Annotated in this window: 14 protein-coding genes; 4 read left to right on the top strand and 10 right to left on the bottom strand. The window is 73.5% G+C overall.

Translation table 11 applies throughout. The features are described 5' to 3' along the window. Positions 1–45 precede the first annotated feature (45 nt). Together ABZ193_RS21170 and ABZ193_RS21165 are read left to right on the top strand one after the other, a co-directional pair. Positions 46–417 carry a hypothetical protein gene (locus ABZ193_RS21170; protein WP_354711172.1) on the top strand — a complete coding sequence of 124 codons (372 nt, stop codon included), beginning with the start codon at positions 46–48 and terminating at the stop codon, positions 415–417. Then, positions 414–4,787, top strand: coding sequence for an AAA family ATPase (locus ABZ193_RS21165; protein WP_354711170.1), 4,374 nt, complete (start codon positions 414–416; stop codon positions 4,785–4,787). Before ABZ193_RS21170 ends, ABZ193_RS21165 begins: the two co-directional genes overlap by 4 nt. Here ABZ193_RS21165 and ABZ193_RS21160 read toward each other — a convergent pair. Beyond that, a complete protein-coding gene (locus tag ABZ193_RS21160) occupies positions 4,726–5,736 on the bottom strand; it encodes a YafY family protein (RefSeq protein WP_354711168.1) in 1,011 nt (336 codons plus the stop codon). The two genes, ABZ193_RS21165 and ABZ193_RS21160, sit on opposite strands and share 62 nt — an antisense overlap. A 62-nt stretch (positions 5,737–5,798) precedes the next feature. Between ABZ193_RS21160 and ABZ193_RS21155 the strand changes: the two genes are divergently transcribed. Next, entirely contained in the window at positions 5,799–6,905 is a 1,107-nt protein-coding gene (locus ABZ193_RS21155; protein WP_354711167.1) for an epoxide hydrolase family protein, read from the top strand. 81 nt (positions 6,906–6,986) lie between these two features. Here the strand turns inward: ABZ193_RS21155 and ABZ193_RS21150 are convergent, their stop codons facing one another. The 5 genes from ABZ193_RS21150 to ABZ193_RS21130 are packed head-to-tail and all read right to left on the bottom strand — an operon-like array spanning position 6,987 to position 10,968. Further along, on the bottom strand, positions 6,987–7,769 hold the full coding sequence (locus ABZ193_RS21150) for a CoA ester lyase (protein ID WP_237334696.1): 783 nt from the start codon (positions 7,767–7,769) through the stop codon (positions 6,987–6,989). Further along, positions 7,766–8,578: a MaoC family dehydratase N-terminal domain-containing protein gene (locus tag ABZ193_RS21145; RefSeq protein WP_237334697.1), complete on the bottom strand. Its 813-nt coding sequence runs from the start codon at positions 8,576–8,578 to the stop codon at positions 7,766–7,768. The genes ABZ193_RS21150 and ABZ193_RS21145 overlap by 4 nt, the downstream gene beginning before the upstream one ends. A 4-nt stretch (positions 8,579–8,582) precedes the next feature. Beyond that, positions 8,583–9,734 (bottom strand): acyl-CoA dehydrogenase family protein, encoded by a 1,152-nt coding sequence (locus ABZ193_RS21140; RefSeq protein WP_237334698.1) that lies wholly within the window; start codon positions 9,732–9,734, stop codon positions 8,583–8,585. A 38-nt stretch (positions 9,735–9,772) separates the two neighbouring features. Beyond that, positions 9,773–10,096, bottom strand: coding sequence for a CoA transferase (locus ABZ193_RS21135; RefSeq protein ID WP_354711165.1), 324 nt, complete (start codon positions 10,094–10,096; stop codon positions 9,773–9,775). Then, positions 10,093–10,968: a CoA transferase gene (locus tag ABZ193_RS21130; protein WP_354711164.1), complete on the bottom strand. Its 876-nt coding sequence runs from the start codon at positions 10,966–10,968 to the stop codon at positions 10,093–10,095. Before ABZ193_RS21130 ends, ABZ193_RS21135 begins: the two co-directional genes overlap by 4 nt. A gap of 259 nt (positions 10,969–11,227) precedes the next feature. Between ABZ193_RS21130 and ABZ193_RS21125 the strand changes: the two genes are divergently transcribed. Further along, positions 11,228–11,926, top strand: a complete 699-nt coding sequence (locus ABZ193_RS21125; RefSeq protein ID WP_354711163.1) for a GntR family transcriptional regulator — start codon at positions 11,228–11,230, stop codon at positions 11,924–11,926. Here the strand turns inward: ABZ193_RS21125 and ABZ193_RS21120 are convergent. The 4 genes from ABZ193_RS21120 to ABZ193_RS21105 form a co-directional block, all read right to left on the bottom strand. Then, on the bottom strand, positions 11,919–12,734 hold the full coding sequence (locus ABZ193_RS21120; protein ID WP_354711161.1) for a methyltransferase domain-containing protein: 816 nt from the start codon (positions 12,732–12,734) through the stop codon (positions 11,919–11,921). The two genes, ABZ193_RS21125 and ABZ193_RS21120, sit on opposite strands and share 8 nt — an antisense overlap. Then, positions 12,731–13,243, bottom strand: coding sequence for a GNAT family N-acetyltransferase (locus ABZ193_RS21115; protein WP_354711160.1), 513 nt, complete (start codon positions 13,241–13,243; stop codon positions 12,731–12,733). The genes ABZ193_RS21120 and ABZ193_RS21115 overlap by 4 nt, the downstream gene beginning before the upstream one ends. Beyond that, on the bottom strand, positions 13,240–14,616 hold the full coding sequence (locus ABZ193_RS21110; protein WP_354711158.1) for an FAD-binding oxidoreductase: 1,377 nt from the start codon (positions 14,614–14,616) through the stop codon (positions 13,240–13,242). Before ABZ193_RS21110 ends, ABZ193_RS21115 begins: the two co-directional genes overlap by 4 nt. Before the next feature lie 81 nt (positions 14,617–14,697). Beyond that, positions 14,698–14,913 (bottom strand): helix-turn-helix transcriptional regulator, encoded by a 216-nt coding sequence (locus ABZ193_RS21105; RefSeq protein WP_354711157.1) that lies wholly within the window; start codon positions 14,911–14,913, stop codon positions 14,698–14,700. Positions 14,914–14,978: the final 65 nt, after the last annotated feature.

The raw sequence follows: 14,978 nt of genomic DNA, 5'->3' as shown, positions 1-14,978 counted from the left end.
TCAGCACCATGGGTGCTTGATCGACGACTGGGGGTTGCCGTGGAAGTGACGCTGACCGTGGCGGCGGACCGCGCCGGGGACGAGGCGCGGTCCCTGCGGGAGTGGCTGCTGGGCCAGGAGGAGCTGCGCGGTCGCGTCCGTCTCGTGGACTCCCCGCCGGAGCCAGGGCGGCTCGGTTCCGTCATGGAGACCCTGGCCGTAGCCCTCGGGCCGGGTGGCGTCGCGACCGCCACGGCGACCGTGCTGATCGCCTGGCTCCGCCGCCGCACGTCGGACGTGACGATCACCGTCAGAAAGCCGGACAGCGATTTCGAGCTCACCGCCACCAACGTGAAGGGCGTCGACGCCGGCGAACTCGCCGAACTCACCCGGCGGGTGTCGGCCGAGCTGGACGGCGGGGACGAGACCGCGGCATGAACCTGGGCTCGGCCGGAACCCGGGTCCTGCTCGTCGGCACCGGCACGCACGCCGAGGGGTCCCGGCTCCCGCCGGTCCCCGCCGTCGGAGCCACGCTCACCGCGCTGGAAAGCGCTTTCCGCGACCGCTGCGGAGTGCGGCCGGAGAGCCTGCCGGACCCGGTCCTGAATCCGGACCCCATCGAGTTCGGCAACGCCCTCACCAGGGCGGCGGCCGAGGCCGAGGACGTGTTCGTCCTCTACTACGTCGGCCACGGCCTGGTCAGCCCGGGCAACAAACTGCACCTGGCCACCCGCGAAACCGACGACCTGAGCACCGGCCTGGCGTTCAAGGCCCTGCCGTACTCCGCGGTCGAGGACGCCCTCACGCTGTGCCGGGCCCGCACGATCGTCGTCGTCCTCGATTGCTGCTTCGCCGGCCGCGCGCACGGCTCGTTCGGCACGTCGGCGAGTGACGCGTTCGAACTGGCTTCGCTGGGCGGCGCCTACGTGCTGGCCTCCGCCGCGTCCGACGAGCAGGCGCTGGCGCCGGAGGGCGAGCGGCACACCGCGTTCAGCGGCGCGCTGCTGACCTTGCTGGAGGAGGGCGATCCCGCCGGGCTGCCGGACCTGACCGTGGAAGCCGCCTACCGGCACCTCCGGCGCGTCTTGCCGTCGCGGAACGTCCCGGCGCCGGTCCGCCACCTGAGCGGCCAGGCCGGGGACCTCGTCCTGGCCCCGAACCCCGCCGCCGCGCCGCCGCGGCTCTCGGTCCCGCGCACCAACCGGCAGCCGCAGGCCGACCAGCCCTGTCCGTACCGCGGACTGGACCCGTTCACCGCCGACGACGCCCGGTTCTTCTTCGGGCGTGAACAGCTCACCCGGGAACTGCTCGACGACCTGGCCGCGTGGTCCGCCGAACCCGGCCCGGTCGCCGTGGTCGGCCTGTCCGGCGCGGGGAAGTCCTCGCTGCTGCGCGCCGGCCTGCTGCCCGCCGTCGAGCGCGGCGAACTGCGCGTGCCCGGCTCGCGCACCTGGCCGCACATGCTGCTCACCCCGGGCGAGGACCCGCTGAGCAACCTCGCCGCCCGGTTGGCCGCACCGGCCGGCCTGACCCCCGGGGCGATCCGCGCCGACCTCGCCGACGATCCGGCCCGGCTGGCCGATGTCCTGCGCCGCGCGCTGCGGCGGCAGGCCGGCGGACGCGACGTGCCCGGCGGGCGGCTGCTGCTCGTGGTCGACCAGTTCGAGGAACTGTTCACGACCTGCGCAGACGAGGACCAGCGGCGGGCGTTCGTCCGCGCGCTCACCGCGGCCGCCGAGGAGACGGCGCTGGTGGTGCTCGGCCTGCGGGCGGACTTCTACGCCCACTGCCTGGCCTACCCGGAGCTGGCGGGGGTGCTCAAGGACCGCCAGCTGCCGGTCCCGGCGATGACCTCCGCCCAGCTGCGTGACGCCATCGAAAAACCCGCCAAGGCGGCGGGCCTCGAGCTCGAACCCGGCCTGACCGACCTGCTGCTGCGCGATGTGCGGGCCGGGGGCGACTTCGGCGCGGGCACCTTGCCGCTGCTGTCGTACGCCCTGCTCCTGACCTGGCGTTCGCGGCACGGCCGGACGCTCACGCTCACCGGCTACCAGGCCACGGGCGGGGTGTGGGACGCCATCACCCGCCAGGCCGAGACCATCTACGACGGACTCGACGCCGACGGTCAGCGCGCCGCCCGGCTGATGCTGCTGCGGATGGTGAGCGTCGGCGAGGGCACCGAGGACACCCGGCGGCGGGTCCAGCTGTCCGAACTGGACTCCGGGACCGGAGCCGTGCGCGACCGGTTCGCGGCGGCACGGCTGGTCACCGTCGACGGCGACACCGCCCAGATCTCGCACGAGGCCCTGCTGCGCGCCTGGCGGCGCCTGCGGGAGTGGATCGACACCGACCGCGCCGGTCTCGTCATCCGCCAGCGGCTCGCCGAATCCGCCCGGCTGTGGGACCGGGACGGCCGGGACGCGAGCGCGCTCCACCGCGGCAACCAGTTGCAGCTGGCGCGGGATTGGGCAGCCGACCACCCGGAACAGCTGGACGAGCTGAGCCGGCGGTTCCTCGACGTGAGCGTGCGAGCCGACCGGCGACGGCGGCAGGTTCGCGCCGTGGTGAGCGGCGCGCTGGTCGTCCTCCTCGTCGCCGCGCTGGTCGCGGCCCTGCTCGCGGTGCAGGGCCGCAACGAAGCCAGGGCCCAGCAGCGGACCGCGACGGCGCGCGCCCTGATCGACCGGGCGGAGAGCGCCCGCGACACCGCGCCGCAGCTCGCGCTCATGCTCGGCATCGCCGCCGACCGGCTCGACAGCACCGCCGACAGCACCGCGAGCCTGGTCACCGGTCTGCTGGACCCCTACGCGGGCACCTTGGAGGCGCACACCGCCCCGGTGTCGGCCGTGGTGTTCAGCGGCGACGGGGGCCGGCTCGCGACCAGCGGCATGGACAACCGGATCTTCCTGTGGGACACCGCCGATCCGGCCCGCCCGCTCGGCGAGATCACCGACACCACACCCTCGAACGGGTTCCTGTTCGGCCCGGACGGCCGCACGTTGTTCGTCGGCGAGATCACCGGCCGCGTCAGCGTGTGGGACGTCGCGGCCGCGCCGGTGCGGGTGGGGGAGGTCCCGGCGGGCGCCGGTTACATCACCGCGGCCGCGCTCGACCCCGGCGGCACGGTGTTCGCCACCGGCAGCGTCGACGGCGCGGTGCGGCTGTGGGACGTCGCCGATCGCACCCGGCCGCGCCTGCTGACCACGCTCACCGGCTACCCGGACCAGATCGGCGCGATGGCGTTCAGCCCGGACGGCGGCGTGCTGGCGGCGGGCGGCTACAACCCGGAGCAGCCGAAGGCCGCGGGCGTGGTCCTGTGGGACGTGCGGAACCCGGCCGCGCCGCGGGAGGCGGGCCGCCTCGCCGACCAGGACGGCGGGACCGGGGCGATGGCGTTCAGCCCCGACGGCCGGGTGCTGGCCGTCGGCGCCGCCGCGACGATCGGGCTGTGGGACGTCGCCGATCCCGCCCGGCCCGGCCGGCTCGGCGACCTGACCGGCCAGGTCAGCCCGGTGCGGACCATCCGGTTCGAGGGGCCGCGGCGGGTCGCCGCGGCGGGTTACGACCACTCCTGGACCGCCTGGGACATCACCGATCCGGCCAAACCCGGCCCGTCGCGGAGCAGGCTCAGCGGCGGGCAGTCCAACTGGACCAACGCGGTCACCCTCAGCCCCGACGGCGAGATCCTCGCGGCGGCGAGCGCGGAGAACACCGTGCTGCTGTGGCGCCAGGACGCCGACGCCGGGATCGGCGCGCTCGACCACTACCTCAGCGTCCAGCAGGGCGCGGTGCGGGCGGTGCGGTTCAGCCCGGACGGCAGGCTCGCCGCGGTCGGCAGCGGGGACGGAACCGTGGGCCTGTGGGACGTGACCGACCGCGACCGGCCACGTGGGATCCGCCGCCTGTCCGGGCACGCGAACTGGGTCGACTCGGTCGCGTTCGCACCCGACAGCCGCACGGTCGCCAGCGGGGGAGAAGACGGCCTCGTGATCCTCTGGGACGTCAGCGATCCGGCGAACCCGCGGGAACGGGCCCGCGTCACCGAAGCGATGGCGCCGGCGTCCACAGTGGAGTTCGACCCGGGCGGGCGACTGCTCGCGGTCGGGACCGGGAACGGTTCGGTCAGCCTGTACGACGTCGCCGACCCCGATCACCCGGTCCGGGTCGCCGTCGTGCCGGCGCACCGGGCGCTGGTGTCGGCCGTGGCCTTCGGCGACCAGGGACGCGTCCTGGCCACCGGCAGCTACGACGGGACCGGCTCGCTCTGGGACGTGTCGGATCCGGCCGTGCCCCGCGAGCTGTCGAAGTTCACCGCGCACACCGGCCGGTGGTACGCGCTGGCGTTCGACCCCGCGGGCCGGACCCTCGCGACCGCGAGCGAGGACACCACCGTCATCCTGTGGGACGTCCGCGATCCGGCCGCGCCGCGGGTGCTGGGGTCCCCGCTGGCGCGGCACACCGGCCGGGTCCGGTCGATCGCGTTCAGCCCGGACGGCCGGATGCTCGCCACCGGCAGCGAGGACCAGAGCACCCGGGTCTGGGACGTCACCGACCCGACCCGGGCGGTGTCGATGGTCCGGCTCAGCAGCCAGCAGGCGATGATCATCGCGGTGGCGTTCAGCCCGGACGGGCGGACCCTGGCCACCGGCGACGCCGAGAACCGGGCATACCTGTGGGACACCGGGGAGGTCGTGGACATCCGCGAGCACGCGGTGGAGCAGGCGTGCCGGCGCGCCGGGCGAGGCCTCAACCCGGACGAGTGGCGGCAGCAGGTGCCGGACCTGCCGTACCAGCAGACCTGCCCATGACCGCGTGCAAGCAGCGTTCGCCCTGCCGCCGCAGGGCTTGCGCGAGTTCCGGCGGGCCGTCGGCGAGCGTGAACGCCGCGTCGACGGAGGTGACCATCCACACCAGCGCGTGCTGGGTGTCCGCTCCGACGTGCAGCAGGCAGCTGGTGTCGTCGACCGGTTCGAGCGTGCCGGTTCCCGGCCAGATCCGGCCGGCCACGGCGGTCGCGGATTCGTGCAGCAGGACCGTCGCCCGGTACGGCCACATCCGTGACGACAACTGCCGCTCCAGGTACACGGCCACGTCGCCGCACGGCGGTTCCCGCGGCGTGAACCGGGCGCCGCCGGGGGACTTCGGCGTGAGGCGGTCCACGCGGAAGGTCCGCCAGTCGCCGCGGGCGGCGTCCCAGGCGACGAGGTACCACCGCCGTCCCCAGCTGACCAGCGAGTGCGGCTCGACCTCGCGGTGGGACGCGGCGCCGGTGTGGTCGGCGTAGTCGAACCGGAGCCGCTCGTGACGCCGGCACGCCTCGGCGATCGCCACCAGCGTCGCGGCGGGCACCTGCGGCCCGGGGGCGAGCCCGGCCCGCACCGTCACCTGCTGCAAGGTGCGCACCCGGTGCCGCAGCCGCGACGGCAGCACCTGCTCCAGCTTCGCGAGCGCCCGCACCGCGGTTTCCCCGATGCCCGCGACCGAGCCGCCGGCCGCCGTGCCGAGGCTGACCGCCACCGCCACGGCCTCCTCGTCGTCGAGGAGCAGCGGCGGCAGCGCGGCGCCCGCGCCGAGCCGGTACCCGGCGGAGCCCCGCGTCGCGTGGACCGGATAACCGAGGTCGCGCAAGCGGTCCACGTCCCGGCGCACGGTGCGCGTGCTCACCCCGAGGCGCGCGGCGAGTTCCGCGCCCGCCCAGTCGCGCCGGGTCTGCAGCAGGGACAGCAACTCGAGCAGCCGCGCCGAAGTCTTCAACACCCGGCCAGTGTGGCGGGCGGTTAGGACCGGATCCGGCCTAAGCCGTTCCTACCGTCGCCGCCATGACCGAGATCCAACCCTTCCGCATCGACATCCCGCAGGACCAGCTGGACGACCTGCACGCCAGGCTGGACGCCACCCGGTGGCCGGACGAGCTGCCCGGCGTCGGCTGGAGCCGCGGCGTGCCGGTCGGCTACCTGCGCGAGCTGGCCGGGTACTGGCGCACCTCCTTCGACTGGCGCAAGCAGGAAGCGGAGATCAACAGCCACCCCCAGTTCACCACCACGATCGACGGGCAGAACCTGCACTTCCTGCACGTCCGGGCGGCCGATCCGGACGCGCTGCCGCTGGTGCTGCTGCACGGCTGGCCGGGCGGCGTGACCGACTTCCTCGACGTGCTCGAACCGCTGTCGCGGGAGTTCCACCTCGTCGTCCCGTCGCTGCCCGGGTACGGCTTTTCCACGCCGTTGAACGGGCCGGGCATGCGCCCGTCGAAGATGGCCGGCCTGGTCGTGGACCTGATGACCCGCCTCGGGTACGGGCGGTTCGGCGTGCAGGGTTACGACCTCGGGGCGTGGGTGGCGCCGTCGATCGGCAGGCGGGCGCCGGACCGCGTCGCCGGGATCCACCTCAACGCGCTGCTGACGTTCCCGGCGGGCGAGGAGGGCGAGTTCGACGGCTTGGCCGATGCCGAGCAGGCCCGGTGGGCGGCGATGCAGGACTTCAACGACGGCTACTTGCAGTGCAATTCGAAGCGCCCGCAGACGGTGACCTACGGCCTGTACGACTCGCCCGTGGGGCAGCTCGCGTGGATCGTGGAGAAGTTCAAGGAGCTGACCGACCCGCCCGAGGGCCTGCCGGAGGACAGCATCGGTCGGGACCGCATCCTCACCGACGTGTCGCTGTACTGGCTCACCGGCACGGCCGGCTCGGCCGCGCAGGTCTACTACGAGGAGATCACCGCGGGGGAGTGGGAGCCGGTGGCGCGGGGCACGGTGCCGACGGCGGTGCTGGTGTCCCGGCACGACAAAACGATCCGCTCGTGGGCCGAAAGGGACCACAACGTGGTGCGGTGGACCGAGACCGCGCGGGGCGGGCATTTCCTGTCGATGGAGGAGCCGGAGCTGCTGGTGGACGATGTGCGGGAGTTCTTCGGGGAGCTGGCTTGAGCTAGCCGGTTCGGGCCAGGACCGCGGGTGTGCGCAGGATGGTGGATCGCCTGGGTGCGCGGGCGTTTCCCCCGAGCCGACCTATCCGGCGCCGGCGCGGGCCAGGATCGCCTGTGCGCGCAGAATGACCGGCCGGTCCACCATCTGACCTTTGTGGACACTCACGGATCCGTCACCCGCGGAGGCCAGCACCCCCTCCGCCCACTCGACCTCGGCGGCGGTGGGGGTGCAGGCCTCGTGCACGGGGCCGACCTGCCGGGGGTGGATGCACAGCTTCGCGGTGAATCCCAGCTCGATCGCGTGCGCCAGGTCCGCGCGCAGCACCGCCGGGTCGTCCAGCTCGGTGGTGACGCCGTCGATCGGGGCGGCTCGGGCGGCCGCGGCGGCGGCGATCACCACCGCGGAGCGGGCGTGCTGCAGGGCGGTGTGGGAGTGGTGGTCGACGCCGAGCTGGGCCGCCAGGTCGATGCTGCCGAACGCGGGCCGCACCACGCCCTCCGCGGCGCAGACCTCCACTGCCCGCGCCACGCCGAGCGCGGTTTCGATCAGCGGGATCACCGGTGTGCCGATCGAGGCCAGCACGGCTGGGTCTTCGGCCTTGGGCACCATGACGGCGGTGGCGTCGGTGACGGCGGCCAGGTCGTCGTCGAACCAGGGGGTGCCGGGGCCGTTGATCCGCACCACCACCTCACCACCGTTCGCCAGCCACGCGCGGACGTGTTCCCGTGCCTGAACCTTCTGGTCGGGGCCGACGGCGTCCTCCAGGTCCAGCACCACCACATCACAACCGGAGGCGGCGGCCTTGGCGAACCGGTCGGGGCGGTGGCCGGGCACGAACAGGAAACTCCGCGCACCAGCGATCATGCGACACCTCGCAGCTGGCCGGTGGCGGTCTGCCGCCCGTACAGGTCGCGCACCGCGGTGGTCACCCCGTCCGGTTCCTTGCTGGCGCTGGTGATCAGCCCCTGGTGGTCGAACAACGGGGACACCAGCCGGTAGGTGAAGTCCACCTCACCGCCGATACCAAGAGCGCGGGCGGCTTCGGCCATCGCCAGCGCCTGCAGCGGCCCGTGCGTCAGCAAACCGGGGTAGCCCTCGACATCGCGGGCGTAGTCGCGGTCGTAATGAATCCGGTGCGCGTTGTAGGTCAAGGCGGAGAACCGGAACAACAGTGTTGGTGTCACCTCGATCGCCCACTCTCCGGGCCCGGCCGGCACCACCTCCCCAGCCGAGACCGCGGGCAGACTCCCGGCGGCCGGGCGGTAGACGATGTCCTGGCGCTCCTCCACCACTACCCGCCCGCCTTGCGAGATCAGGTGCTCCACGGTCACGAAGGTCAAGGGCCCGGACCGGCCCTGCTTGTCGGCCACCGACGCCACCCGGGTGCGCCGGGTCGCCGGTTGCCCGCACCGCAACACCCCACGGGTGCGGACCCGGCCGCCGGCCCACATCCGCCGCCGCCCCGGCCCCGGCGGCGCCGGCACACAATTGCGCACCGGATGCCCATCCGGCCCCAGATCCGCTTGCGCCGGGCGTTCCAGCAGGTAGAACCAGTGCCACAACAACGGCAGCCCCTCGCGGGCCAGGTCGGGCACCGGCACGTCCAGCAACGCCCCCAGCGCCCGCGCGGGCTCCGGCGACAACACCTCGGTGCGCTCCACGACCTCGGTCACGGCGTCAGATCCGGTTCCGGTTGATCAACTGGCGGGCGATCACGCCACGCTGGATCTCGTTGGTGCCCTCACCCACGATCATCAACGGCGCGTCCCGGAAATACCGCTCCACATCGAACTCCGTCGAATACCCATACCCGCCGTGGATCCGCACCGCGTTCAACGCCACCTCCATCGCCGTCTCCGACGCGAACAGCTTCGCCATCCCCGCCTCCATGTCACACCGCTGCCCCGAGTCATACCGACGAGCAGCCATCAACACCAGCTGCCGCGCCGCCTCCAGCTTCGTCGCCATGTCCGCCAGATAGTTCCCGATCGACTGATGCTGCCAGATCGGCTTACCGAAGGTCTCCCGCTCCTGGGCATACCGCAGCGAATCCTCCAGTGCGGCCCGCGCCACGCCCAGGGCCCGGGACGCCACCTGGATCCGCCCGACCTCCAGCCCGCGCATCATCTGCGCGAACCCCTGCCCCTCGACACCACCCAGCACCGCACCGGCCGGGACGCGGAGGTCGTCGAAGGACAGCTCGCAGCTCTCCACACCCTTGTAGCCCAGCTTCGGCAGATCGCGGGAGACGTGGAACCCGGCGCCCTTTTCCACCAGCAGCACGCTGATCCCCCGGTGCGGCGGGTCAGCCGCCGGGTCGGTTTTGCACAGCAGCGCGACCAGGTCCGAGCGGCGCGCGTTGGTGATCCAGGTCTTGGACCCGTTCACCACGTACTCCGGCCCGTCGCGGCGCGCGGTCGTGCGCAGGGCCTGCAGGTCGGATCCGCCGCCGGGCTCGGTGAGCGCCATCGTGGCCCGCAGCTCGCCGGTCGCCATCCGCGGCAGGTAGCGGTCCTGCTGCTCCCGCGTGCCGTAGTCGACCAGCAGCTTGGCGACCACCGTGTGCCCGCCCATCGCCCCGGCCAGGCTCATCCAGCCACGGGACAGTTCCTCGGTGACCGCGGCGTAGCACTGCGCCGACACCGACGCCTCACCCCACGGCGCCGGGATCGCCAGCCCGAAGATGCCCATCTGCTTCATCGCCTCGATGAGCTTCTCCGGATAGGCGTTCGCGTGCTCCAGCTCCCGCGCCACCGGCCGCACCTCGCGGTCGACCCACTCGCCGACCGCCGCGACGATCGCCGTCTCGTCCTCGGTCAGGCCGTCCATCCGGTGTCCTTCCTGCCTTGCGTGGTTCTCACTGTCGCTCACCCGCCGATCACGCGTCGAGCGCGCAGCTCCTCGACCCGCGCGGACGGCAGCAGTTCGGCGAGCACCTCGGCGGTGTGGCTGCCGAGCTCCGGCGCGGGCGACGGCCCCGCCTGCCGGCCGTCGAACACCAGCGGCGAGCCAGGTGCGAGGTAGCCGCCAATGCCGGGCTGCGTGAGTGGCGCGAAAAGCGGGTGCCGCACCAGCGTCGGATCACGCGCCAGCTCGGCGGACGTGCGGTAGCGCGACCACAGCACCGACGTCGGCCGCAGCACGCGCGCCACCTCGTCGCACGTGCGCGCCTCGATCCACGCCCCGATCAAGCCGGCGAGCACCTCCCGGTGCCGTAACGGTCGGCGGCTTTCGTGAAGTCGGCGGCGAGCGTGTCCTCCAGCGCGGCGACGACGGCCTCGGTGCCGGTCGCGGTGACGAGGTCGCGCCAGTGCCGCGGCGTCAGGACCAGCACCATCAGCCGGGCGCCGTGGGCGGTGCGGAAGTCGCGGCCGAAGTCCCCGTACACCTGGTTGCCGATGCGGCCGCGCGGATCGTCGCGGAGCTGCGCCTCGGCGAGGTAGCCGAGGTTGCCCGCGGTTGCCAGCGCGACGTCCTCCAGCGCGACGGTCAGGCAGGCGCCCTCGCCGGTGCGTCGCCGCTGCCGTTCCGCAGCCAGCAACCCGACGGCGAGGTACAGTCCGGTGGCCACGTCCCACGCGGGCAGCACGTGGTTGACCGGACCGGTCCGGTCCTCGGGCCCGGTCAGGCCGGCGAACCCGCACGCCGCGTTCACGGTGTAGTCGACGGCGGTGCCGCCGTCGCGGGTGCCGTGCAGCTGGACGTGGATCAGGTCAGGGCGGCGGAGCCGGAGGTCGGCGGGGGACAGGCCGGGCCGGGGCCGCGCGTTGGTCAGCACGATGCCGCCGTCCGGCCCGCTCGCCGCCACCAGGTCGGCGGCCAGCTCTGCGCCTTCGGGTGAGCGCAGGTCGATCGTCACCGACCGCTTGCCCTGGTTGAGCCCCGCCCAGTAGAGGCTTGCCCCGTTCGGCGCGAGCGGCCAGCGCTGCCGGTCTGCCGCGCCACCGAGCGGATCGACGCGGATGACGTCGGCGCCGAGCTGCGCGAGCGTCATCCCGCCCAGCGGCGAGGCGACGTGACTGGACAGCTCGATCACCCGCAGCCCGGCCAGCGGCGCCGTCACCGGGCGTCCAGGTCGAGGCGGTCGCTGGTCAGTGCGCGCACGTCCGTGAGTGCCGGGTTCTCGACCGGGACCGGGCCGCCCGTCTGCCGGGCATCGGCCACACAGGTCGCGATCACGGCGACTCCCCTCGGGCGGTCCGACAAGCACTCGCAAAGACTCTATTCTATAGAATCGGCCTGATGTCAGCCGCCGGTTACCGACCTCACACTTTTTCTATGGGATATAGGATGGCCGCGGATGTCCGGCCTGGAGGCGCGTCATGGGTGCACCGCACGGCCGCGGGAGCAGCCTGCGGCGCACGTCGTTCGAGAACAAGCAGCAGCTCAGCGAAAAGGTCGCCGCCTACATCCGCGAGGGCATCATGGTCGGCCAGTTCCGCGCCGGCGAGTACATCCGCACCGAGCGGCTGGCCGAGGAGCTCGGCGTCAGCCCCACCCCGGTGCGGGAAGCGCTTATGCTGCTGGGCAGCGAGGGGTCGGTGCGGTGGGAGCCGCGGCGCGGCTACCGGGTCGTGCCGCTGACCACGCGGGACGTCGGCGACCTGTTTCGAGTGCAGGCCTTCATCGCGGGCGAGCTCGCGGCGCGCGCCGCCACCGAGCTGGGGGACGAGGACCTGGACCTGCTGGAGGAGACCCAGGCCAAGCTGGAGCAGGCCGAGCGGGACGGCGACTTCGACCTCGTGGAGACGCTGAACTACCGGATCCACCGCACGATCAACAAGGCGTCGGACTCGGCGCGGCTGGCCGTCCTGCTCGGCGTCACGGTGAACTACGTGCCGCTGGGGTACTACGCGTCGATCGAGGGGTGGTCGTCGGCCTCGGCCCACGACCACAGCTCGATCTTCCAGGCCTTGCGGGCCCGTGACCCGGAGGGGGCCCGCAAGGCGATGTCGGCGCACATCGAGCACGTGGGCGGGCAGCTCGTGGAGCACCTGCGCCGGCGCGAAGTGCTCAGCTGACCGTCTTCGTCGCGACCGCGACCAGGTACTCCCAGTCCGCGGCGAACGTGCCGTCGTCGGCGAGGTTGTTCTCCTCGGCGAGGGCGATGAGGTCGGCGCGGAAGGCCTCCCGCCCGTCCGGGGACAGGCGTTGCGCGGCCATGTGCGTCGGGCCGTAGTGGGTGAGGAAGAAGTCGGCGAAGTGCGCCGGGTTCGCGAACTTCTCCTGCACCGTCGCGGTGGTGCACGTCAGGCCGGTGACCCGGTCGCCGAACAGTTCCCGCACGGTCTCCTCGGTGCCCCAGCGGGTGGGCGGCAGGGCGCCCGCCGGTGGCGGCGCGTGCCGTCCGACGGTCGCGAGCAGCTTGCCGATGAACCCGGCCGGCGTCCAGCTGGCCATCGCGATCGTCCCGCCGGGGCGGCAGACGCGGAGCAGTTCGTCGGCGGCGCGCTGGTGGTCGGCGGTGAACATGACGCCGATGGCGGAGAGCACGACGTCCCACTCGCCGTCGGCGCAGGGCAGGTTCTCGGCGTCCGCCTCGCGGAACCGCACGTCCAGCCCTTCCGCCTCGGCCCGCCTGCGGGCGACGTCGAGCAGCGCGGGCACGTAGTCGATGCCGGTGACGCGGCAGAACCGGCGGGCCGCGGCGAGCGCGACGTGCCCGGTCCCGGTGGCGACGTCGAGCACCTTGTCGCCGGGCCGCAGGTCCGCCGCGGCGCACAGGGTCTCCGCGAGCGGGACGGTCAGCCACGCGACGCGCCCGTAGTCGCCGCTGCTCCAGGTCTTGTGCTGCCTGGCCTTGATCTCGTCGAAGGTGGTGGTGGTCATCGTGATCCTTTCTCCGGTTGTGACAGGGGCAGTGCGAGCGTGGTGACGCCCTCGGCGTGGAGCCCGCCGTAGGGCGCGATTTCGGTGAAGCCGTACGAGCGGTACAGGTACTCCGCGCCTGGCATGGCGTCCGGTTTGGTCTGCAGCCACAGCGCGGTGAACCCGAGGTCGGTGGCGGCCGCGACGGCCGCGGCGATCAGGTCCCGGCCCAGGCCGTGCCCGCGCGCCCGCGGGTTCACGTACATCCGCTTCAGTTCGCCGGTGCGGCCGGCGAGCCGGTGGACCGCGACCATCCCGGCCGGCTGGGAACCGAGCCGCGCCAGCACGAGCGCGCCGGCGGGCGGCCGGTAGAAGCCGGGCAGGTCGTCGAACTCGGCGACGGCCGCCGGCTGCGCGGCGGTCAGGTCAAGCCCGACGTGCGTGCCCATCCAGTCCAGGTATTCGCGCAGCAGCGACCGGGCGTCGCGCCAGTCGCGGTCCGCTTGCGCGTGGGTGAGGGTCGCGGTCACGGCTCCGCCCCGCCCGCGGGGATGCGCTGGTGCGTGCGGAAGACGTCGTGCGGGTCCCACGCGGCCTTGACCCGGGCCAGCCGGGCGGCGCTCGACCCGAAGGCGCGGCGCATCCGGGCGCCGCCCTCGTCGCCGAGGAAGTTCGGGTACGTCGCGCCCGCCGACCAGGGCAGCAGGTCGTCGCGGAAGGCGTGGGCCAGCGCGCGGCACCGGTCGTCGTCGGCGGGGTCCTCCCACATCAGCAGCGGGTGCACGATGAACCGCGCGTCGCGCCCGGCCAGCGGCGAGTGGTCCGGCCCGGTGCGCGCCACCGCGCCGCCCCACGCCACGATGAACAGCTGCGACGGCCCGGCGGGCAGCTCGGCGGCGCGCCGCACGAGCGCGTCGATCGCCGGATCGGGCAGGTCGGTGACGTTCTCGGCGGTCCAGTAGTTGCGGTAGCCGGGCGGATCGTCCAGCGAGCACTGGAAATCCGCGTACGGAGTGGGGCCGAAGAAGTCGGCGTCGGGACCCAGTGTCCGGATTGGACCGAGCGCCCGTGCGCCCGCCTCGGCCGCGCCCGCCCACATCCCGGCGATCGCCACCGCGGGCCGTCCCCGCAACGGAGTGTCGTCCGCTCCGGTGACGAACGCGCACGCCAGCGACAGCGCGTCCGGGGCTGTCCGCATCACTTCGCGGAAGGCCCGCAGCACCTCACGCCCCCGGCCGGCGTCGAACAACGTCACCCCGGCGTACACCTCGGGGCCGACCGGGTGCAGCGCGAGTTCCAGCGCCGTGACGACGCCGAAACCCCCGCCGCCACCGCGCAGCGCCCACAGCAGGCCCGGGTTCTCCTCCGGGGTGGCGCGGACGATCCGGCCGTCCCAGGTGACCAGTTCGGCGGCCAGGAGGTTGTCGCAGGCCAGCCCGTGCTTGCGTTCGAGCCAGCCGGAGCCGCCGCCGAGCGTCAGCCCGGCGACGCCGGTGGTGGACACGCGCCCGCCGGTGGTCGCCAGGCCGTGCACCTGGGTCTCCCGGTCCAGGTCCGCCCAGATCGCGCCGCCGCCGACGCGGGCGACGCGGCGGTCCGGGTCGACCTCGATGTCGGCGAGGTTGCGCAGGTCGAGCACCAGACCGTCCTCGCACAGCGAGAGCCCGGCGACGGAGTGCCCGCCGGCGCGCACCGCGACCGGGAGGTCGTGCTCGCGGGCGAAGGCCAGCGCGGCGACCACGTCCTCGGCGGCGACGCATTCGGCCACCAGCCGCGGCCGCCGCCGCACCATCGTGTTGAACAGGCGGCAGCTGTCCTCGAAGTAGGGGTCGCCGGGTTCGTGCACGCCACCGTCGAGGCGGAAGCGGAACTCCGCGATGCCGGCGGAACGGGTCGTCGTCATGGCCCCAGCATCGGCGCGGCGGTGCCCGCGCGGCTTCGCCCGGACCGGCCATGCCGGCGAATGGCCGGAACGGGCCAGTGCTCAGAGCAGTCCGGCGCGGGTCGCGGCCGCCACCGCCGCCGCGCGGGAGGGCACGCCGAGTTTCGTGCGGATGTTGGCGATGTGCCGGTGCACGGTGTGGGCGCTGAGGAACAGCCGCCGCGCGATCGCGGCGTCGTTCAGGCCCTGCGCGACCAGGCGCAGGATGTCGGTCTCGCGCGGGCTGAGGTCCCAACACCCTGCTCTACACGGGCGCATAGCGCCAATCTTTTAACAAACCCCGAGCTGGGTGGTCATCCCGTCGCCTGACACGCAACGATCAC

It is taken from the genome of Amycolatopsis sp. NPDC006125 (assembly GCF_040614195.1).
Taxonomy (GTDB): Bacteria; Actinomycetota; Actinomycetes; order Mycobacteriales; family Pseudonocardiaceae; genus Amycolatopsis_E; species Amycolatopsis_E tucumanensis.
This window is presented reverse-complemented; position numbering and strand designations above follow the sequence as displayed.